This is a genomic window from Faecalicatena contorta (genome assembly GCF_021531995.1).
In the GTDB taxonomy this organism is placed as follows: Bacteria; Bacillota; Clostridia; order Lachnospirales; family Lachnospiraceae; genus Dorea_A; species Dorea_A contorta_A.
Genome location: NZ_JAFBIZ010000047.1, coordinates 1 through 20,754, shown reverse-complemented (window position 1 = coordinate 20,754; position 20,754 = coordinate 1). Strand labels below are relative to the sequence as shown.

Annotated in this window: 17 protein-coding genes; 4 read left to right on the top strand and 13 right to left on the bottom strand. The window is 43.8% G+C overall.

The features are described from left to right. Window positions 1-72 precede the first annotated feature (72 nt). Window positions 73-495: a hypothetical protein gene (locus JQM82_RS08045; RefSeq protein ID WP_235249597.1), complete on the top strand. Its 423-nt coding sequence runs from the start codon at window positions 73-75 to the stop codon at window positions 493-495. Between the two features lie 69 nt (window positions 496-564). After that, window positions 565-1,749, top strand: a complete 1,185-nt coding sequence (locus JQM82_RS08040; protein ID WP_420370606.1) for a CapA family protein — start codon at window positions 565-567, stop codon at window positions 1,747-1,749. Window positions 1,750-1,797: 48 nt separating this feature from the next. Here JQM82_RS08040 and JQM82_RS08035 read toward each other — a convergent pair whose 3' ends face one another. The 5 genes from JQM82_RS08035 to JQM82_RS08015 form a co-directional block, all read right to left on the bottom strand. After that, the gene (locus JQM82_RS08035) at window positions 1,798-2,736 is read right to left on the bottom strand and encodes an AEC family transporter (RefSeq protein WP_235249595.1); all 939 of its coding nucleotides are present in this window, start codon (window positions 2,734-2,736) and stop codon (window positions 1,798-1,800) included. 29 nt (window positions 2,737-2,765) lie between these two features. Next, a complete protein-coding gene (locus JQM82_RS08030; protein ID WP_235249593.1) occupies window positions 2,766-4,367 on the bottom strand; it encodes a CvpA family protein in 1,602 nt (533 codons plus the stop codon). Between the two features lie 33 nt (window positions 4,368-4,400). After that, window positions 4,401-5,846 (bottom strand): TrkH family potassium uptake protein, encoded by a 1,446-nt coding sequence (locus JQM82_RS08025; RefSeq protein ID WP_235249591.1) that lies wholly within the window; start codon window positions 5,844-5,846, stop codon window positions 4,401-4,403. A gap of 18 nt (window positions 5,847-5,864) precedes the next feature. Then, window positions 5,865-7,220, bottom strand: coding sequence for a Trk system potassium transporter TrkA (gene trkA / locus JQM82_RS08020; protein WP_235249589.1), 1,356 nt, complete (start codon window positions 7,218-7,220; stop codon window positions 5,865-5,867). 140 nt (window positions 7,221-7,360) lie between these two features. Continuing rightward, window positions 7,361-9,436, bottom strand: coding sequence for an elongation factor G (locus tag JQM82_RS08015; protein ID WP_235249587.1), 2,076 nt, complete (start codon window positions 9,434-9,436; stop codon window positions 7,361-7,363). 221 nt (window positions 9,437-9,657) lie between these two features. On the opposite strand from JQM82_RS08015, the gene JQM82_RS08010 reads away from it, so the two are divergent. Both JQM82_RS08010 and aroA read left to right on the top strand, forming a co-directional pair. Beyond that, window positions 9,658-10,752 (top strand): prephenate dehydrogenase, encoded by a 1,095-nt coding sequence (locus JQM82_RS08010; RefSeq protein ID WP_235249586.1) that lies wholly within the window; start codon window positions 9,658-9,660, stop codon window positions 10,750-10,752. Then, window positions 10,742-12,043, top strand: a complete 1,302-nt coding sequence (gene aroA, locus JQM82_RS08005) for a 3-phosphoshikimate 1-carboxyvinyltransferase (RefSeq protein WP_235249584.1) — start codon at window positions 10,742-10,744, stop codon at window positions 12,041-12,043. Before JQM82_RS08010 ends, aroA begins: the two co-directional genes overlap by 11 nt. Window positions 12,044-12,250: 207 nt before the next feature. Here the strand turns inward: aroA and JQM82_RS08000 are convergent, their stop codons facing one another. The 8 genes from JQM82_RS08000 to nuoE all read right to left on the bottom strand — a co-directional run bounded on the left by JQM82_RS08000 (window position 12,251) and on the right by nuoE (window position 20,610). Further along, the gene (locus tag JQM82_RS08000) at window positions 12,251-13,423 is read right to left on the bottom strand and encodes a SpoIIE family protein phosphatase (RefSeq protein ID WP_235249582.1); all 1,173 of its coding nucleotides are present in this window, start codon (window positions 13,421-13,423) and stop codon (window positions 12,251-12,253) included. A 1-nt stretch (window position 13,424) separates the two neighbouring features. Then, entirely contained in the window at window positions 13,425-15,137 is a 1,713-nt protein-coding gene (locus JQM82_RS07995; RefSeq protein WP_235249580.1) for a [Fe-Fe] hydrogenase large subunit C-terminal domain-containing protein, read from the bottom strand. Beyond that, window positions 15,124-15,378, bottom strand: a complete 255-nt coding sequence (locus JQM82_RS07990) for a (2Fe-2S) ferredoxin domain-containing protein (protein WP_235249579.1) — start codon at window positions 15,376-15,378, stop codon at window positions 15,124-15,126. The genes JQM82_RS07995 and JQM82_RS07990 overlap by 14 nt, the downstream gene beginning before the upstream one ends. Window positions 15,379-15,589: 211 nt before the next feature. Next, complete coding sequence (locus JQM82_RS07985) at window positions 15,590-17,332, bottom strand: NADH-dependent [FeFe] hydrogenase, group A6 (RefSeq protein WP_235249578.1); 1,743 nt, start codon at window positions 17,330-17,332, stop codon at window positions 15,590-15,592. A gap of 15 nt (window positions 17,333-17,347) precedes the next feature. After that, complete coding sequence (nuoF, locus tag JQM82_RS07980) at window positions 17,348-19,135, bottom strand: NADH-quinone oxidoreductase subunit NuoF (protein ID WP_235249577.1); 1,788 nt, start codon at window positions 19,133-19,135, stop codon at window positions 17,348-17,350. 19 nt (window positions 19,136-19,154) lie between these two features. Then, complete coding sequence (locus tag JQM82_RS07975) at window positions 19,155-19,529, bottom strand: (2Fe-2S) ferredoxin domain-containing protein (RefSeq protein ID WP_235249576.1); 375 nt, start codon at window positions 19,527-19,529, stop codon at window positions 19,155-19,157. Between the two features lie 26 nt (window positions 19,530-19,555). After that, window positions 19,556-20,113, bottom strand: a complete 558-nt coding sequence (locus JQM82_RS07970; protein ID WP_235249575.1) for an ATP-binding protein — start codon at window positions 20,111-20,113, stop codon at window positions 19,556-19,558. A gap of 2 nt (window positions 20,114-20,115) precedes the next feature. Continuing rightward, window positions 20,116-20,610, bottom strand: a complete 495-nt coding sequence (gene nuoE, locus JQM82_RS07965; protein ID WP_235249574.1) for an NADH-quinone oxidoreductase subunit NuoE — start codon at window positions 20,608-20,610, stop codon at window positions 20,116-20,118. Window positions 20,611-20,754 lie beyond the last annotated feature (144 nt).

Here is a 20,754-nt window from a genome sequence, read left to right as displayed (position 1 = left end):
GTGTATAATAGATATAAGCAATTTATACTGATGGAGATCAGTAAATATGATACATAAAGGAGAGTGTTTACCATGGTTAATTTATTAGCAGGCCCAAAGGGGACAGGAAAGACACAGCAAATGATTGAACAGGCCAATGCACAGGCTAAAAAATGTAATGGAAATGTTGTATTTATCAAAAAGACACATCGCGATACCGCAAGTGTTGCATTTGATATTCGCACAATCTGCATGGATGATTTCCCGGCAATCACAAATATTGATGAATATATCGGGTTCTTATATGGTATGTACAGTTCAAACCACGACATTGAGTGTGTGTTCATTGATGGCATTTTAAAACATGCCGATATTTCATTGGAGAATATCCCTGCATTCATTGAAAGACTGAAAAAGATCTCTAAAGAATGTGGAATCGAATTCTATGTAAGCATCAGTGCAAGCAAAGATGATCTTGCAAACGTTTCAGCAGAAGGATGCACCTATCTGAATTAGTGATTTAGCAGTAATGAAAGGAATATCAGGCAGTCCATCCATGGACTGCCTTTTTTACGGTAAGATAAATTGAGTGGAATAAAAGATGTAAAACGGAGAAACGCAAGAAGGAGAAGACGAAAGAAGCAGCGCCATCTGCTCGTACTTTTTCTTCTCCTGGCACTTTTTATTGGAGTCATCGGAGGCGCCCGTGCAGTTATGTTAAGATCCAAAGAGGACAAGGCAGCCAAAACCGCTGCTTCATCCAATAAGACGGATAAAACTACTGCAGATGAATCTGATCAGACCAACTCCGATGTAGATGTTCAGGAAATAAAAATTGATACCGGCAACCCTTCTTCCGAAAAAGAAGTATCCATTACCATCAGTTCTATGGGTGACTGTACTCTGGGAACCGATGTGAATTTCAACCAGTCTACCAGCCTGAATGCTTACTATAATATGAACGGACCGGATTATTTTTTCCAGAACGTCAGAAGCATTCTGGAAAAAGATGATCTGTCTATCGTCAACATGGAAGGAACTCTGACGGATTCAACAACCAGAGAAGACAAAACTTATGCATTTAAAGCTCCAGCCGAATATGCAGGTATTCTGTCAGGCAGCTCTGTTGAGGCAGCCAATCTGGCGAACAACCACAGTTCAGATTATGGAAGCCAGAGCACCACAGACACCATCAAAGCTCTGGAAGATGCAGGTGTTGCCACCTTTGGTTTTGACCAGATCAAGATTCTTGATATCAAAGGTGTAAAAATAGGCCTTACCGGAATCTATGAACTTGCAGAACATATGGGAAAAGCAGAACAGGTAAAAGAAAATATTACCGCCCTGAAAGAAGCCGGAGCCCAGCTCATCATCGTTAATTTTCACTGGGGAGTTGAAAAAGAATATTATCCAAATGATACCCAGAAACAGCTGGCACATCTGGCTGTTGACAGCGGAGCAGATCTTGTTATCGGACATCACCCGCATGTACTTCAGGGTGTAGAAAAATATAAAGACAAATATATTGCATACAGCCTTGGCAACTTCTGTTTCGGCGGAAATTCCAATCCTTCTGACAAGGATACCATGATCGTGCAGCAGACATTTACCTTCCATAAGGGGGAATTAAAAGACAGCAGTGATCTGAACCTGATCCCATGTTCTCTGTCTTCCACAAGCTCACATAACGATTATTGTCCGACACCTCTGGAAGGAAATGAAAAACAGCGGGTTCTGGATAAAATCACACAATACAGCACGAATCTATAATAAAGAACTGCCGCAAAACATAGTTTTTCGGCAGTTCTTTGTTTTATTCTATAATACAAATAATATTTCATACAACAATATCATCAGCGGCATCGTAGCAATACAGAATATCACCGACATGACATTGATTACACTTGCATACTTTGAATCTCTGTCATAGATCTGTGCCAGCTGCGTCACCATGGCTGCTGCCGGTGCAGCAGTCGCAATCAGCACAATCATCAGAATATACTCTGCGCTCCCATGGAGCCCCAGATGTCCCAGGACGGCAAACGCTGCGGAAGCTGCCACCGGGAACAGGATCAGCCTCACAAAGCAGATCAGATAGGGACGTTTCTGCCGGAATACCCACAGTAGATTCACATCTCCTATGACCATACCGATAACCAGCATGCTGGCCGGACTTATCATATCCCCGAATCCACTGACGCAGGTTCCTATGATCGTCGGAAGACGGAGCTCTGTCATGAACATAATCAGTCCAATTAGTGTAGCGATCACATTGGGATTGCGGATGATCTTCATGATTCCAAGATCTTTCTCCTGACCGATCAGTTTCACGCCATGTGTCCAGATCAACGCTGTCTGCACCAGAATAAAAGCAGTCGAATAAAATACCCATTCTTCACCAAGAACAGCTTTTACCAGTGGAATGACCAGATACCCGGAATTCGTATAGATGATAGATGCCTTTTCAATGCTGTTAAAATTCAACGCTTTCGATAATAGTCCCGTACCTGCAATCAGCACAATATGAACAACAACTGATACTGCGATTGCCAGCAGGAATCCTTTCAACTTCTCGGTTGTAAGCTCTATCTGAAAAGAATCAATGATTACACACGGATTACAAACGTATACCACAATATTGGATATTATCTTGCTGTCTTTTGTCGTAAACAATCCGATCTTAACGATCATATATCCGACGGCCATCATCAGAAACATGGCAGTAATCTGTTCTGCCAGCAGTATACTTATTTCCATTACGCTCTCTTTCCTTCTTTTCTATTTCTTTAGTCAAACTTCAGGTCTGTGACTGTATTTACTTCTTCATCTTCTTTATACTTCAGCGTAACCTCCTGTCCCGTCTCACACCGAACAACGTCAATGAATTCAGCAACAGATACGTCAAATATCTCATCCGATCCCTCAAGCATAATGTAATAATGGGAAGTACCGTCCAGAACAGCCTGTACAATCTTAGTAATCGGACCGGATATCTTTTTCTCTTCCCTGGTATCTTCTGCAACCTGTTTTACTCCGTTATTCAGAAGCAGCTCCAGATAATTATCTTCACACTGGCTGACACTGTCGCCAATTGCTACAATCTGGTACTTCTGTACATTAACCATTGCGTACTTTTTCACCAGACCTGCATCATCCTTTAATGCGATAAAGTATGTCGGCTCATCCGTGATATTCAAAAGCAGCGGGAAGGTCGCCACATACTTCAGATTCTGCACCTGTCCTTCTGCCGATGACATCGCCGAAGTCTCCGTTGCACCTTCTACTTTATAGTATTTCGTCTCCATGGTTCTCTGGTTGGACAATACAAATCCTACATTGGACTGATCTCCATTTACGGAAGTCACACCGGTATACATCCACACGTCATCGTTCAATGCCAGATAGTTATATCCATCCGTTGTTTCCAGACAGTCTTTCTGGCTTAGGACGCTATTCAGGAATCCATGCTTCAATGTGCCATAATAATCGAACAACTGTACCAGAAGATCTGCGGAATATGCACGATCCACCCATTGCGGAACCTCATCGATATCGTATGTCTCCATCTCGCCTGTAACTGCATTGCAGATCACAACTTTTCCTACCGTCTCTCCACCGAACAGACCGATATTATACTTTTTCACCGGTGCAATCCAGTACGGAACTCCGTCTTCATCAATCTCGAAGCTCAGCTCTCCATATATATAAGTCGGATGTGCAAAACGCAGATGACGATAGATATTCCGGTTAAAATGATCACTGGTCGTATACTTCATTCCCTGATCCAGTTTTACAAGTTCAGTCGACTGAGTCGCCATGTTGATCTTAATATAAGCCGGAATTCCATTCTTCTGATTCGTAAACCACTTGATCAGATTCGCATATCGAAGCGGTGATACACGAACCGGATTGCCTTTATAATTGATCTGACTGTAAATAGTATCAACCTCAAACTGAGATACCATATCCACCATGCTTCCCATCTTACGGTCTCCGAGAATCTCAGCGGTGTCTCTGTCCAGGAGTGGAATCTTGTCAAACGATAATTCCTCTACATCTTCCGTAAACTCACCTTCCTCCACTTCCATCAGCTTCTGATACTTTTTCGCATTGATGATCGGGGATGAAAGAACCGCACCCACCAGATACACGATTCCAAGCCCCAGTATCAGCGTGCCCAACGCTTTCAGCATCTTGCTCTGTCTGAATTCTGACGGACGGAATTTCTTCCGCACTGCATAGAATGCAGCCAGAATAATCAGCAGAACTATGATAAAAAACCAGGTATCCGAGGAATGAATATTAATCGCAGGTATCGTCACATAATAATATATCCCGGCTGCCAAGATCACAGCAATCGCAATCAAAAATTTACTCTTTCCTTTCATATTCTCTCCTTTACGCGCTCATATACCGAGCATTTAGAATTTTTTTCTCCACACCGATACTGTAAACAGTATCAGAAACGGGAAGATCTCCAGACGTCCTGCCAGCATGTCAAAGCAGAATACCAGCTTGGATAATATGGAGAAGTCTGCAAAGTTTCCTGTCGGACCGACATCGGATATTCCCGGCCCGATATTATTTAAGGTTGCCATAACGGAACTGAATGTAGTCGCAAAATCAAACCCATCCAGTGATATCAGAAGAACCGAACCCATGATAATTCCCACATAGGCAACCAGATAGATAAATATGACTCTCAGCACATCCGGACCGACTTTTTTTTCATTGACACGGATAATACTTACCGACTTCGGATGTACCATCTGCACAATTTCACGTTTGATACATTTCAGACCGATCAGGAATCTCGACACCTTAATTCCGCCACCGGTAGAAGACGCACAGGCTCCGATAAACATCAAGGATAATAATATACACTGTGAAAACATTGGCCACATATTAAAGTCAGCCGTTGCATAACCGGTTGTCGTAATGATCGAAGCCACCTGAAATGCCGCATAGCGAAATGCCTGTAGTATACTTTGATACTGGGAACTGATATTGATCGTAATCAATGTAATTGCCCCGGCAATAATTAAAAGATACGCTCTCAGTTCCTCATTTTTCCATATGGATTTTCTGTCTCCAAGCAAAAACAGATAATACAGATTAAAGTTAATACCGAAAAGGATCATAAATATGGTAATAACGCCATCAATATATGCACTGTTAAAATGTCCGACACTTGCCCCATAATTGGAAAATCCACCTGTTCCTGCCGTTCCGAATGCATGAAGCATACTGTCAAACAGATTCATTCCACCAAAAAGGAGCAGGATAATCTCGATGACAGTCATTAAAAAATACATCCCATACAGGATTCTGGCTGTTGACATTGCTTTTGGCACCAGCTTATCCTTCTCCGGTCCTGGCACTTCTGCCCTCATCAGATACATGGAGTTTTTCTTATCCAGCGTTGTAAGTACCATGACAAATACCAACACTCCCATTCCGCCGATCCAGTGCGTAAAGCTTCGCCAGAACGCCAGCCCGTGCGGCAGTATCTCTACATCTTTCATAATCGATGAACCGGTCGTCGTAAAGCCGGATACTGTTTCAAAAAAAGCATCTACATAATTGGGAATATATCCGGATAATGTAAATGGCAATGCTCCAAAGAGCGACCATAAGATCCATGCCAGAGCTACAATGATCATTCCTTCTTTTCCATATATATTACTCTTTTCCGGTTTTTTCACTCCATTCAGAAAGTAGATCACTGCAAGTATTGCGATCGGAACCAGAAAATATATTCCGCTGATTTCCTGATACACTGCAGAGACAATTGCCGGAAGCAGCAATAAAACCGCCTCGACCCCGAGCATTTTCCCGAGTATATATCGTATCATCTTCGTATTCATAATATGCTTTTTGTCTCCTTATACCAGTATATCTCTAAAATCATTGATGTGATCCTTTGTAACAACGATGACACTGTCTCCAACTTCAATATGATCATCTCCATTCGGGATGATGATTCTTCGTTTTCGACCGATACATGCAATCAGGTTGTTTCTCTTTGTCTTCAGATTCTTTAATGCAACATTTGTAAATCCACATTCTGCCTTTATGATAAACTCAAGTGCCTCTACTCTTCCTCCCAGAAGCTGATACATGGTCTCTACATTGGCACTGCTGGCAGAATTATTTCTGGCACGTACGTAACTCATGATAGCATCTGCCGTTGCACTTTTTGCCGATATGATACAGTCGATTCCAAGTCCTTCTACCATCTGTGCGCGGGAATCTTCATTAACCTTCGCGATGATCTTGTCAACCCCCTGCGTCTTTGCAAAAAGTCCCATAATGATATTCTCTTCATCCATTCCGGTCAGCGCGACCACCGCATCTGCATCACCGATTCCTTCCTCGATCAGGAGATCATGATCTGCCGCATCACCATTGATGATCGTTGCTTTTGGAAGCAGCTCACACAACTCTTCGCAGCGCTTCTGGTCACGTTCAATAATCTTTACCTGCATTCCAGCCTGCAATAACTGTCCCGCGAGATAGAAACATACATGACCGCCGCCACAGATCAGCACCTTCTTTACCTTGGCGTTCTTGTGTCCGACACTCTTGAAAAATGTCTCCAGATCCTGATGTGCCGCGGCGATATGCATCTTATCACCCTGCTTCAGCACAAAGTCCCCATCCGGAATATACACCTCATTATCCCTTTTTACCGCACACACCAGAATTTTAATCTGATATTTTCGATAAATCTCTGCAAGCGACAGTCCGATCAGTGCACTGTTTTCTTTGATATTGAATTCTACCAGTTCTACTCTTCCCTTCATAAACGTCTCAACCTTACTGGTCTGCGGGAACAAAAGAACTCTTGATATCTCATTGGCAGCTGTAAGCTCCGGATTAACTGCCATACTCAGATGAAGATCTTCTTTCAAAAGATCAATCTGCCTGTAATATACCGGATTACGAACACGCGCAATCGTATGGCGGGCTCCCAGCCTTTTTGCCAGAAGACAACTCAACATGTTCATCTCATCAGTAGACGCACACGCAATTACCAGATCTGCATGTGGCACATCCGCCTGCTTCTGGACCACCGCATCTGCACCATTTCCTGTAATGCAGAAGATATCCAGTTCATTTACCGCTTCTTTTAATTTCCCTTCATTTTGATCAATCAAGACAACATCATAATTTTCTTCGGACAGCTGAGCCGTAAGTTTATGCCCCACTTTGCCATCACCAATAATCACAATTTTCATTTTCTGATCCTCTCACCAATTATCATTTGCCAAAGACAGCAAATCTCATTATAACACAAGAGATTATAACACCTTTATCCCAAGAAAAAAAGCCCTGACGGGCTTTTCTTCTATGTTAGGCATCGCTAATTTTTAAGATTCTATTCCTCAGCTGCTCTCTTTTCAATCTCTGCAGCCTGTACATCAGATGGTGCCTGCTCATAACGTGCGAACTCATAAGAATAAGTACCTCTTCCTCCTGTCATGGAACGAAGAACTGTGCAATATCCAAACAGACCGGTCATTGGAATATCTGCAACGATCTCCTGCCATCCGCCTGCAATCGGATTCATTCCGAGTACACGGCCGCGGCGTTTGTTCAGATCACCCATTACATCACCGGTAAAATCATCCGGTACAGTCACTTTAATAGAAGCGATTGGCTCAAGAAGAACCGGAGCTGCTTCCATAAAGCCCTTCTTAAATGCCTGGATCGTAGCTGTCTTAAATGCCATTTCTGAAGAATCTACCGGATGATAAGATCCATCGTACAATGTTGCTTTCACACCAACTACCGGATATCCTGCAAGAGGTCCTTTCAATACAGATTCCTGCAGACCTTTTTCAACTGCCGGGAAGTAATTCTTCGGCACTGCTCCACCTACAACCACTTCTTCAAATACATATGGAGTCTCCATATCTCCGGATGGTTCGAATTTCATCTTTACATGTCCATATTGACCATGTCCTCCGGACTGCTTCTTATACTTGGAATCCACATCTGAAGTCTTCTTGATGGTTTCTCTGAATGCAACTTTCGGTGTCTCCAGAATAATCTCACATTTATATCTGGCTGCCAGCTTACTTGCTGTAATATCCAGATGCTGATCTCCCATACCATAGAGCAGTGTCTGACGATTTTCACTGTCATTTACGGCCTTCAGCGTAACGTCTTCTGCCATCATCTTCTGAAGCGCCTGAGACACCTTGTCTTCATCACCCTTGTTCTTACATACATACTTCATATATGTATATGGCTTGGAGTATTCTGTTCTACCGAACATCAGCGGCGTATTCTTCGTAGAAAGTGTATCACCGGTTTTTGTATTGGCAAGTTTTGCGATTGCTCCGATATCACCGGCAAACAGCTCACTTACTTCTACCGGTTTGTTTCCAACCATCGTATAGATCTTGCCCAGCTTTGCTTCTGCATCAGCATCCGCATTATATAATGTATCATCACCTTTTAATACACCGGAACAAACTTTTACAAAAGAATATTTTCCGATAAACGGATCCACCATGGTCTTAAATACATAAGCAGATTTTGCTTTTGCAAAATCATAATTTGCTTCATAGATCTCATTCGTCTTTCTGTTAATTCCTGCACATTTACGGCTGTCCGGGCTTGGGAAAAATCTCACGATATCAGATAACAGGTTGGCAACTCCCTGTGCCTGAATATTGGATCCCATAGCAACCGGAACAATATCTCCGTCCATAACTTCCGTACGCATTGCAGAACGGATCTCTTCTACAGAGAATTCCTCTCCCGCGAAATATCTCTCCATAAACTCTTCACTTGTCTCAGCAACTGCCTCTAAGAGCTTCTCGCGATAAATCTCCAGATTTGGCTTACAATAATCCGGAATCTCGCATTCTTCTCTCTGTCCGACACCTGTATAACGTCTTCCGGCATTCTTGATAACATTGACATAACCTACCAGCTTCTCATTCTCACGAATCGGCTGGAAATGAGGAGCGATCACTTTGCCGTAACGATCTGTCAGGTCCTGTACAACCTGACGGAAACTTGCATCATCCACATCCATCTCGGTCACATAGATCATACGCGGCAGTTTGTACTTGTCACAAAGCTCCCATGCTTTCTCTGTTCCTACTTCAACACCTGCCTTGCCGGATACTACGATAACAGCTGCATCTGCTGCACTGACTGCTTCTTCTACCTCTCCGACAAAGTCAAAGTAACCTGGAGTGTCAAGAATGTTGATCTTTGCCTTCTCCCATTCAATCGGGACTAAGGTCGTACCAATTGAGAATTCACGTTTCTGTTCTTCTTTATCAAAATCACTGATCGTATTGCCGTCTGCAACTTTGCCCATACGATTTACTGCTCCTGATACATACGCCATAGCCTCAACAAGACTCGTCTTTCCGCTTCCCCCATGTCCTAAAAGGACCACGTTCCTGATTTCGTCCGTTCTGTAAACTTTCATAAAGCTGCCTCCTTATCTTGGTAAAATCTCATGTTTATATTGTACTAAAAAATATCTTGCATTACAACTATTTTATGCATCTTTTACAGAAAGCGCAGTTTGCTTTTTCACTTTAAAGCGTTATAGTATTGACAAACCATTCCAATACAGGTTAAAATGTAGTTTGGCATACAGTACAAGCTTTATCGGACTGTGCCCCAATCCACATCAGGAGGAATATCATGAAACATAAAATAGGATTTATCGGACTGGGACTGATCGGCGGCTCTATTGCAAAAGCGATTCGTCAGTATTATCCGGATTATGAGATTGTTGCGTTTGACAAAAACAAGGAGACTCTCGCCCTCGCCACCCAGGAATCCATCATCGACGTAGCAGCAACTACAATTGATGACAATTTTCATCACTGTGACTATATATTCCTGTGCGCTCCTGTCGCATACAACACTGCCTATCTGAAGCAGCTTACCGATTACCTTCATGATGACTGTATTCTTACAGACGTCGGAAGTGTAAAGACGAACATTCATAATGAAGTAACCGCACTGGGGATCGAGCAGTATTTCATCGGCGGTCATCCCATGGCAGGCTCAGAAAAAAGCGGATACAGCAATTCCAAGGCAATGCTGATTGAGAATGCATATTATATTCTGACACCAACGGCATCTGTCCCACAGGAAAAGATCAGCAGATATGAGAAATTTGTCGAAAATCTCAAAGCACTTCCGCTTATACTGGATTATCAGCAGCATGACTATGTCACCGGAACGATCAGTCATCTTCCTCACATTATTGCTTCTGCTCTGGTCAATTTCGTACGAAATACAGACACCAGAGACGAATTGATGAAGAATCTGGCTGCAGGAGGATTCAAAGATATCACCAGAATCGCTTCCTCGTCTCCGATCATGTGGCAGAATATCTGTCTGAAGAATAAAGACAATATCTCCAAGATTCTGGGAGAATACATCCAGTCTCTGACAAATTTCAAAGAGGTGATCGACAGCGAAGATGCCCAGGAACTGTACAACCTGTTTTCTTCTTCACAGAATTACCGCAATTCCATTCCCGGTTCTTCTGCAGGACCGATCAAAAAGGCATTTGCCGTATACTGTGATATCATTGATGAAGCCGGTGGAATCGCTGCAATTGCAACTATTCTTGCCTCCAATAATATTAATATCAAGAACATAGGAATTGTTCACAACAGAGAATTTGAAGAAGGGGTTCTGCGAATTGAATTCTACGATGAAGCTTCTTCCAGAAAAGCCGTAGAGTTACTGCAGAAATTCAGGTATATTGTATATGAGCGTTAGAACAATCTTCCCTGCAAAGGGATTAAAAGGAGAATTTACGATTCCGGGAGATAAGTCCATCTCTCACCGGTCTGTGATGCTTGGTTCCATTGCATATGGAACCACAGAAATCACACATTTTCTGGAAGGCGCCGACTGCCTCTCTACGATCGACTGCTTCCGTAAGATGGGCGTCGAGATTGAAAAAAAGCCCGGAAGAATTCTGGTGCGGGGAAAGGGTCTTCGGGGACTTCTTGCTCCGACAGATACTCTGAACGTCGGAAACAGCGGAACCACCACACGGCTTATGTCAGGTATTCTGACCGGACAGAGTTTCTCTTCGGTGATGTCCGGAGATGCTTCTTTGAATTCCCGTCCCATGAAACGGATTATGACACCATTAAACCGTATGGGTGCACATATTACCAGCATCCACGACAATGGCTGTGCACCGCTGAAAGTGGAACCCGGAGACCTTCATGGAATTCATTATCAGTCTCCGGTCGCATCAGCACAGGTAAAATCTGCCGTTCTTCTCGCAGGTCTTTATGCTGATGGTGAAACTTCGGTGACAGAGCCGGCTTTGTCCCGCAACCACACAGAACTGATGCTTCAGAGCTTCGGCGCAGATGTTACCTCTGTAATGCACACAGACGGAAGCGCTACCGCTATCGTACAACCCTGCAGAGAACTATACGGTCAGCAGATCTGTGTTCCAGGCGACATCTCGTCAGCAGCTTACTTTATCGCCGCTGCACTTCTGGTTCCCGGATCTGAATTACTCGTCAAAAATGTAGGAACCAACTTTACGCGGGCAGGATTTCTGGAGGTATGTAAGGCTATGGGCGCTGATATCACCCTGCTGAATCAATCTTTTGAAGGCGGAGAAGGACGTGCAGATATTCTCGTCAGATCCGGAAGTCTGAAAGGAACCGTTATAGAAGGCGATCGGATTCCTGCCTTGATTGATGAGATCCCGATCATAGCAGTCATGGCGGCTCACGCAGAGGGTACCACCGTCATCAAAGACGCGGCAGAACTGAAAGTAAAAGAGACCAATCGCATTGATACCGTCACCGGCAATCTGAAAGCCATGGGTGGAAACATTACACCGACAGATGACGGAATGATCATAGAAGGCGGAACACCTCTCAATGGCGCACACATCCAGAGCTATCTGGATCACCGGATCGCAATGGCATTTTCCATTGCCGGACTGACTGCACAGGGCGAGACCGTGATTGAAGACAGCCAGTGCGTAGATGTCTCCTATCCGGAATTCTTTGCCACTTTGGAAAAATGCCAGAGTTAAACATTGACGATGTTGTCCTATGGGCGTATTAGAAAAAAAGGAGCTAAATAGAAGGAAATATTATATTTGCCCATCTACCCTGTGAATCGAGTAGAAACGTGCGCCGCCAGGCGCACTAAAGCGAGGGATTCTTCCTCTGTTGGAAGAATCCCTCTTTCTATGGATCGAATTCTTTATAGTACTATAAACAGATCCCTTTTTACAGTTTTAGTAATATGTCACCTGTACGTTCTTTCCCAGATGCTCTGCGCATTCCTTCAACTGCTCCACCAGATTCATTCTTACACTCAGATCGAATGGAAGGCTGGAATTCTGATGTGCCATATTCATTGCCTTTCCGACAAATAAATGCAGCTCCGTACACTCTTCGATGATCAGCTTTGCCAGTCTGGAGGCTCCGTTTTCCGCATCCAGTTCATCAAAAAATGCCTCATCAAATTCATCGTGCTCATACCGCTTCAGAAGTCCTAACGTTTTTCCAAGTGTCAGTACGCCTTCCGTTACCAGATCCAGGCCTTCGATCGTTGCTGTCGGCGGAACATTCGGATCCGCATAATTCAGCGATGTCACGATCTCTTTTTTCAACACTCTTGCAGTAATATTCGCACTGGTTCCTCCACAGACAATTTTCTTTCCTTCCTGTTTCATGAATTCGCGTACCACACGTTCGTCGTCCTCCTTGTGTGTCGGCGGACCCGTAAATATATTCACAATCTGACGTTCTATCACTCTTGCCACGGCTACCGTTGTATCATCTCCGGGCTTCTGTCCGTACAGATCATCACATGCCTGACTTAGCATCGCAGCCAGGCGGGAGGCAGACAATGTTTCTTTGGTACATTTTAAGGTATACTCTGCCATACTTTCCCATGTCCATCCAAAGTTCAGAAGCTCTCCTACTCCGGCATAGATCACGCCGTCACTCATGAGCACGAAGCAGTCTTTCAATCTCACCTGAAAGCGATATTCCCGGATATTCTTTCCTTCGATGATTCTCTCTTTATAAGGGTAATCCACGATTTGCCGGTCTCTTACGAACACACATTTCGGATTGTCAAATTCCACCAGATAAGCATCTCCGTTATGAAAGATCTGAAGAATGCTGAATGTTGCATATGCAACTTCTCTTACCTTACACACCGGAAGTGTTTTTGCGATCGTCTCTACACAAGCCTCGATAGATGCTCCTTCCAGAAACATGGTTCCCAGAATCTTAGAAGTAAGCGTCGCAAGAATATTGGCTTTCACACCACTTCCCATCCCATCTGCAAGAATAATAATATCCGAATCTTCCGTCTTAAGCACTTCCACCTTGTCGCCGCACAGCTCTTCATGATGCTTATTCAGGCTTTTCCACGATATATCAACACTTACACTCATACTACTCTTCCTCTTCAAACAGAATTGAATCCCGAAGCTTGGACAATGTCACTTTCGTCTCTGCTGTCGTCTCCCCGAGAAGTCCTGCGATCTCCTGTGCCACCATCATCTGCTTGTCAATGACCTTCTGTGCCATCTCCACAGTTTCCATCTTCAGATTATAATGCTGTTCCTTTGCTTTTTCTTCTTTTGAAATATCCTGATAGGTGACCAGCACAGATTCCTGCGCTTCGATATATACAATGGTTTCCACAACCACAAGATTCACAGATTCCAGATTGTTCTTCCTGCGAAGAATATTCTGTCCGGTCCGAAGAACTTCCTCAATATCCGTCACATCCACGAACTCAAAGATATATCTCTCCAGTGCTTCTTCTCTGGAAACTCCAAGCATCTCCTGTGCTTTTTTATTACATTCCCGGATTCTGAGCTCCTTATCAACGATCAGAATCATATTCGGTGTTACATCCATCACAACATTTGACATGGACTCCGCCTGCGCCACAGCATAAGGAAGACACATTCCGATCTCAGCCTTTTTCTGAAAGACCGCGGCTGCCTTGGCACGACAGGTCGGATAACCACAGGCACCGCAGTTCAACTCATCACTCTTCGTATATTTCCCCATTGCATGAAGCACTTCTGTCATCTGGGCTTCTGTCGGGATATCATCCTGCACCCTCCTGTCACAGAACACTTTCAGCATATTCACATTGCTTCTGTCAATTTCTACTGCTTCTTCCCTGTGAATTACCTGATCTTCCACATCCATCTTCGCACGAATCACGGACTGCTGCCATTTATCAGAAGCAGGACCTTTGATACAGCCGCCCTCACAGACATTTACCTCAAAGAAAGCATTGTGAATGTCCCCTTTTTTTAATTCTTCAAACAGCTCCATACACGCTTTCAACCCATCAATATGGATCTTATAATAATTGTCCTCTACAGAACATGCCTTCACGGACTGGATGATACCACCACTGACAGGATAGAGCTGGTTCACCTTCGGGCACGGATTCGCAAGCGGAAGATCTTCACACTTGTGGATATCAATTCCCGCATCCTTCCACCATTTCACGATCTCATGGAATGTCAGAATCGCATCGATGGCACCACTGACTCTTTCATCTCCGATCGCCTCCTCTTTTTTTGCGATACATGGCCCCAGAAATACAACCTTTACATCATCTCCATAGATGTTCCGTATCAGACGTCCGTGCGCAATCATCGGAGAGACAACCGGAGCCATCATCGACACCAGTTCCGGATAATATTTTTCGATCAGATCGTTGACACTCGGACAGCAGGTCGTAATAATATTGTCCATCTGTCCTTCCTTCAGAAGTTTCCAGTATTCTTTTGTGACGAGCGCTGCGCCTTCCGCCGTTTCACGCACTTCATAGAATCCCAGCTTCTTAAGTGCATCTACGACCTGTCCCGGTTTGTCATATTCCAGCACCCCGAGATAAGACGGAGCCAGCGATATGATCACTTTCATTCCCTGACTCAGATATCCCTTCACTCTCTCCATATCACTGTTAAATGTCTTTGCATTCTGCGGGCAGACCTCCAGACAATGCCCACAGTTAATACAGTGATTCTTCATAATATGCGCCTGTTCATTCTGTACGGATATCGCCTTTACATCACAATGGCGGACACATTTATAACAATGTTTACAGCTTGCATCCTTGAAATCAATTACCCGCATTTTGTGCCTCCTTTAATATCACCTCGTGGAAAAAATCTTCCGCATCTTCCGGTTTCACATGATAGATCTGCTCTCCGATCTTGATGCTGACTCCCTTCGAACAAGCTCCCATACAAAACGATCCGCTCAGTTCTATCTCTACTTCTTTTTCATGCTCCCGGGTAAGCTTCATAAGCGTTTCAATCACCTGTTTTGATCCCCGCACATGGCAGGAGCTTCCAATACATATCTGTACTTTCATAATTACCTCCACAATTTTCAGGCAAGACTTTCTGTATTAATTATAGGTGGAAGTGCAAGGTTTTACAATATCTCAGAACAAAAAACGCCCCGGAAAACTTCCCTTTTCGGGATGATTTCCGGAACGTTTTTTCTGTTATCATTTGTTACGTACAAGAACTTTTTATGATTTTCTGTATATCTTAACCACTCTGGCAATTATTATGAAACTTTTAGTTTACCGTTCTCTTTACATATGATGTATGTAATGTCTCATGTGCTTTGTGGCTTCCCGGCTCGCCAAGATATTCTTCGTAAAGCTTCTTAATTGCCGGATTCTCATGCGACTTACGGATTGGTTTTGCCGCATCATTCTTGTATAATACGTCTGCACGGATTCCTCTTACATCCGTAAAGTTACGAACCTCTCCGGATACCTGCGGCTGTCCGCCTCCATTTACACAACCACCCGGACATCCCATGATCTCAATAAACTGGTAATCTGCCTCACCGGATTTTACTCTGTTAAGCAGTGTTCTTACATTTCCAAGTCCAGATGCCACTGCAACCTTGATATCCATTCCGGCAACATTGTAAGATGCTTCCTTGATTCCCTGTGTTCCACGAACATCTACAAAGTCAAGGTTGCCAAGTTCTTCTCCGGTCAGAACTTCAACTGCAGTACGAAGTGCTGCTTCCATAACTCCACCGGTTGCTCCAAAGATCACACCTGCTCCGGTAGACTCACCCATCGGATCATCAAATCCTTCATCCGGAAGTCTTGTAAAGTCGATACCACAGCGTTTGATCAATCTTGCAAGCTCACGTGTTGTAATTGCGATGTCCACATCCGGAACACCTGCTGCATTCTGATCATCTCTGCCGATCTCGAACTTCTTGGCCGTACATGGCATTACACTGACAGATACGATCTTCTTCGGATCAATTCCCTCTTTCTCTGCAAAGTAAGTCTTCAGCATAGCTCCAAACATCTGCTGCGGAGATTTGCAGGTTGACAGATGCTCTGTCATATCCGGGAAATAGTGTTCACAGTACTTGATCCATCCAGGTGAACAGGAGGTGATCATCGGAAGTACCCCGCCATTCTTTACTCTGTCCAGAAGCTCTGTTGCCTCTTCCATGATTGTAAGGTCAGCTGACCAGTCTGTATCAAACACCTTATCAAATCCGATTCTTCGAAGCGCAGCTGCCATCTTGCCCTCTACATCTGTGCCCATCGGATATCCGAACTCTTCTCCAAGTCCTGCACGTACGGAAGGTGCAGTCTGAACCACTACATACTTATCCGGATCTGCAATTGCATCCAGAATCTTCTGTGTATAATCCTTCTCATATAATGCTCCGGTCGGACATACAGCGATACACTGGCCGCAGGATACACAGCTGGTCTCACCAAGTCCCATTTCGAATGCTGAACCGATCATCGTGCTAAATCCACGATTGTTTGCGCCGATGACACCGATTCCCTGTACCTTTTCACAGACAGCTACACAACGACGGCAAAGGATACATTTGTTATTGTCACGAATCATATGTGCTGCAGAATCATCCAGCTCATAGTGATTGATTGCTCCCTGATAATAATTCTCATCGTCTACTCCATATTCGCGGCAGAGTTGCTGCAGTTCACAATTTCCGCTGCGCACACAGGAAAGACATTTTTTATCATGGTTCGATAAAAGCAACTGCAATGTTTTCTTTCTGGATTCGATCAACTTCGGAGTATTGGTATATACTTCCATTCCCTCATTGATCGGATGTACACAGGCAGCCACAAGATTTCTGGCTCCTTTTACTTCTACCACACACATACGGCAGGCACCGATCTCATTGATCTCTTTCAGATAACACAATGTCGGTATCTTGATTCCTGCAATATGTGCTGCTTCAAGGATAGTAGAACCTGCAGGAGCCGTTACATCAAGGCCATTAATTTTAAGATTAATATTTTCCATATTCTCCATCCTCCATTACTCTTTATAAATTGCACCAAAACGACATTTTTCCATACATGCTCCACACTTCACGCACTTATCCGGATTGATGACATGCGGCTCTTTCACTTTACCAATGATTGCGTCATTCGGACAGGTTCTTGCACACAGTGTACATCCTTTACACTTGTCTGCATCGATCTTGTAGGAAAGAAGCGCTTTACATACGCCGGCCGGACATTTCTTATCTACGATATGAGCGATATATTCATCTCTGAAATAACGCATCGTTGAAAGTACCGGGTTCGGAGCAGTCTGTCCCAGTGCACAAAGAGAATTGGACTTCAGGTGTGCTGCCAGTTCCTCCAGTTTGTCCAGATCTTCCATGGTTCCCTGGCCATTTGTGATCTTTTCAAGAATCTCTAACATACGTCTGGTACCAATACGGCATGGTGTACACTTTCCGCAGGATTCATCAACCGTGAATTCCAGGAAGAACTTGGCAATATCAACCATACAGGTATCTTCATCCATAACGATCAGACCACCGGAACCCATCATGGAACCGATTGCAATCAGGTTATCATAATCGATCGGAACATCAAAGTGTTCTGCCGGAATACATCCACCGGACGGTCCACCGGTCTGCGCAGCCTTGAACTTCTTTCCATTCGGAATACCCCCACCAATCTCCTCTACGATCTCACGGAGTGTAGTTCCCATTGGAATCTCTACCAGACCTGTATTCTTAACTTTTCCTCCAAGGGCAAATACCTTTGTTCCTTTTGACTTCTCTGTTCCCATGGATGCAAACCACTCTGCTCCATTTAAGATGATCTGCGGAATATTTGCCAGTGTCTCTACGTTATTCAGAATAGTCGGTTTCTGGAACAGACCCTTTAATGCAGGGAACGGCGGACGCGGACGCGGCTCTCCTCTGTTTCCTTCTATCGAAGTCATAAGAGCTGTCTCTTCACCACATACGAATGCTCCAGCACCAAGGCGGAGTTCAATATCAAAATCAAATCCTGTATCAAATATATTTTTGCCTAACAGACCATATTCTCTTGCCTGTTTAATTGCAATATTCAGACGTTCTACCGCGATCGGATACTCTGCACGCACATAGATATATCCCTGTGATGCTCCGATTGCATATCCGGCGATTGCCATTGCTTCCAGAACAACATGAGGATCTCCTTCCAGTACGGAACGATCCATGAATGCTCCCGGGTCACCTTCATCTGCGTTACAACAGACATATTTCTGATCCGCATCATTTGCCGCTGCAAATTTCCACTTCAGGCCGGTCGGGAATCCTGCTCCTCCACGCCCGCGAAGTCCGCTGTCCAGAATCACCTGGATAACTTCTTCCGGTTTCATCGTTGTCAATACGGTACCAAGTGCTTCATATCCACGGGTACCGATATATTCTTCAATATTCTCCGGATTGATTACACCACAGTTTCGAAGGGCAACTCTGTGCTGCTTTTTATAGAACTGTGTCTCCTGAAGCGGAAGCACCTCGTCTGCTTTGACTGTCTCATCATATAAAAGACGTTTTACAACTCTTCCTTTTAACAGATGCTCTGATACGATCTCCGGAATATCTTCTTCCTTAACCATTGCATAGAAAGAGCCTTCCGGATACACGATCATAACCGGTCCCAGCGCACACAATCCGAAACAACCTGTCTTTACGACACCAACTTCATTCTCCAATCCGTTTTTCTTAATCTCTTCTTCTAATCTTTCTCTGATCTTCTGGCTGCCTGAGGAAGTACATCCTGTTCCACCACATACCAAAACGTGCGAACGATACATAGACCTATACCTCCTTTACTTACAATTGCTGAGCTCCTAATGTATATTTAGTCACTACCTGTCCTTTTTTCAGATGTAATTCAAATACTTCCATCGCTTTTTCCGGGTTCATCTTTACATATGTAACTTTTTCTTTTCCCGGTTCCAGTACTTCCACGATCGGCTCATACTGGCAAAGTCCGATACATCCGGTCGGAGTTACACTGATCTTATCTGTCAGGTATTCCTTCTGTACAGCTTCGGAAAGAGCTGTAAGTACCGGTCTTGCACCGCTTGCAATTCCACATGTTGCCATACCGACAACTACACGGGTCTGTGTCTCGTTCTCAGAACGAACACCTACCTTTCCCTGATTTCTTTCTCTTATTGCTCTCAATTCTTCCAGAGATTTCATATTATTCCTCCCATATCGTCATGTTGTCATAATGTCTTGCCATCATCCACCTCAGCCTTGTTTGTATCCAGATATTCTCTGATAAATCCGGATACTTCGGCATTCCGGAACGACAGACCGTCTAAGATGTGCTTTATCTCTTTGGTATCAAGCACAAATTCTTTCCCGTCATATGCATATCTGTAATGAAAATCAATTGATTCATTGAATACTACCAGCGTGTATATGGTTGAATTGATATCCCCCAACGGCATTCTGTCAATATGAGACAGTCCGAATACTGCTTTGACACAAGTGCCTTCTTTCACACGGGACTGAATAGAAAAGCTTCCCCCCGTACTCTCTGCCGCCTGCTTAAAAAACGGAATACCAAGTCCTACTTTCCTGGTGGTTCTTGTCGTGTAAAACGGATCCGTCACTTTCTGAAGCTGTTCTTCATCCATTCCGCATCCATTATCCTTAATCACCACTTCCAGTATGTCTTTTTCGGTATCAGCAGCTATGTCAATCTCAATCTCACTGGCTCCCGCCCGTATGGAATTTTCCGTAACATCCAGTATATTCAATGCAATTTCCGTCATCATAACTATTCATATTTGGCCAGAATATCATCAATATCATCTACCGTGAGCCGGCCGTATACCTCATCATTGACCATCATGACCGGTGCAAGTCCGCATGCTCCCACACAGCGGCATGCATCCAGAGAAAACTTACCGTCCGGAGTACATTCTCCACCAACGATTCCCAGTTTTTCCATCAGTTTATTATAGATATCCCCGGAACCTTTTACATAACAGGCTGTTCCAAGACAGACTGAGATACGATAACGTCCTTTTGGATTCAGATTAAACTGTGAATAGAATGTTGCAACTCCATAAATCTTCTCTAACGGAATTCCTGTCTCGTCAGAAATGATCTTCTGAACCTCAATAGGCAGATATCCGTAAATATCCTGTGCCCTCTGCATAATAGGCATCAGAGAACCTTTTTCATCTTTCAGTTCGTGAATCATCTCTAACAGTTCTTTCTTCTGCTCTTCTGTTCCATTGAATTGAACTGTAGATTTTTTAGAAAGCATTATTTTCTACCTCCCTTTTTTCTTCATTTAGGTGCTATTAACAAGAACAAGTTCCATTTCTCTTAATTCTATCATACAGATTTTCAAAAATCTATATCAAATTGCGTTAATTTTCTGACATCTTTGTTTGTTATTTCACTATCC

What these genes read in the sequence shown, in the direction of transcription:
- JQM82_RS08045 (WP_235249597.1), top strand. Translation starts at nt 73, where the DNA reads ATGGTTAATTTATTAGCAGGCCCAAAGGGGACAGGAAAGACACAGCAA.
- JQM82_RS08035 (WP_235249595.1), bottom strand. Translation starts at nt 2,736, where the DNA reads ATGGAAATAAGTATACTGCTGGCAGAACAGATTACTGCCATGTTTCTG.
- JQM82_RS08030 (WP_235249593.1), bottom strand. Translation starts at nt 4,367, where the DNA reads ATGAAAGGAAAGAGTAAATTTTTGATTGCGATTGCTGTGATCTTGGCA.
- JQM82_RS08025 (WP_235249591.1), bottom strand. Translation starts at nt 5,846, where the DNA reads ATGAATACGAAGATGATACGATATATACTCGGGAAAATGCTCGGGGTC.
- trkA (WP_235249589.1), bottom strand. Translation starts at nt 7,220, where the DNA reads ATGAAAATTGTGATTATTGGTGATGGCAAAGTGGGGCATAAACTTACG.
- JQM82_RS08015 (WP_235249587.1), bottom strand. Translation starts at nt 9,436, where the DNA reads ATGAAAGTTTACAGAACGGACGAAATCAGGAACGTGGTCCTTTTAGGA.
- JQM82_RS08010 (WP_235249586.1), top strand. Translation starts at nt 9,658, where the DNA reads ATGAAACATAAAATAGGATTTATCGGACTGGGACTGATCGGCGGCTCT.
- aroA (WP_235249584.1), top strand. Translation starts at nt 10,742, where the DNA reads ATGAGCGTTAGAACAATCTTCCCTGCAAAGGGATTAAAAGGAGAATTT.
- JQM82_RS08000 (WP_235249582.1), bottom strand. Translation starts at nt 13,423, where the DNA reads ATGAGTGTAAGTGTTGATATATCGTGGAAAAGCCTGAATAAGCATCAT.
- JQM82_RS07995 (WP_235249580.1), bottom strand. Translation starts at nt 15,137, where the DNA reads ATGCGGGTAATTGATTTCAAGGATGCAAGCTGTAAACATTGTTATAAA.
- JQM82_RS07990 (WP_235249579.1), bottom strand. Translation starts at nt 15,378, where the DNA reads ATGAAAGTACAGATATGTATTGGAAGCTCCTGCCATGTGCGGGGATCA.
- JQM82_RS07985 (WP_235249578.1), bottom strand. Translation starts at nt 17,332, where the DNA reads ATGGAAAATATTAATCTTAAAATTAATGGCCTTGATGTAACGGCTCCT.
- nuoF (WP_235249577.1), bottom strand. Translation starts at nt 19,135, where the DNA reads ATGTATCGTTCGCACGTTTTGGTATGTGGTGGAACAGGATGTACTTCC.
- JQM82_RS07975 (WP_235249576.1), bottom strand. Translation starts at nt 19,529, where the DNA reads ATGAAATCTCTGGAAGAATTGAGAGCAATAAGAGAAAGAAATCAGGGA.
- JQM82_RS07970 (WP_235249575.1), bottom strand. Translation starts at nt 20,113, where the DNA reads ATGATGACGGAAATTGCATTGAATATACTGGATGTTACGGAAAATTCC.
- nuoE (WP_235249574.1), bottom strand. Translation starts at nt 20,610, where the DNA reads ATGCTTTCTAAAAAATCTACAGTTCAATTCAATGGAACAGAAGAGCAG.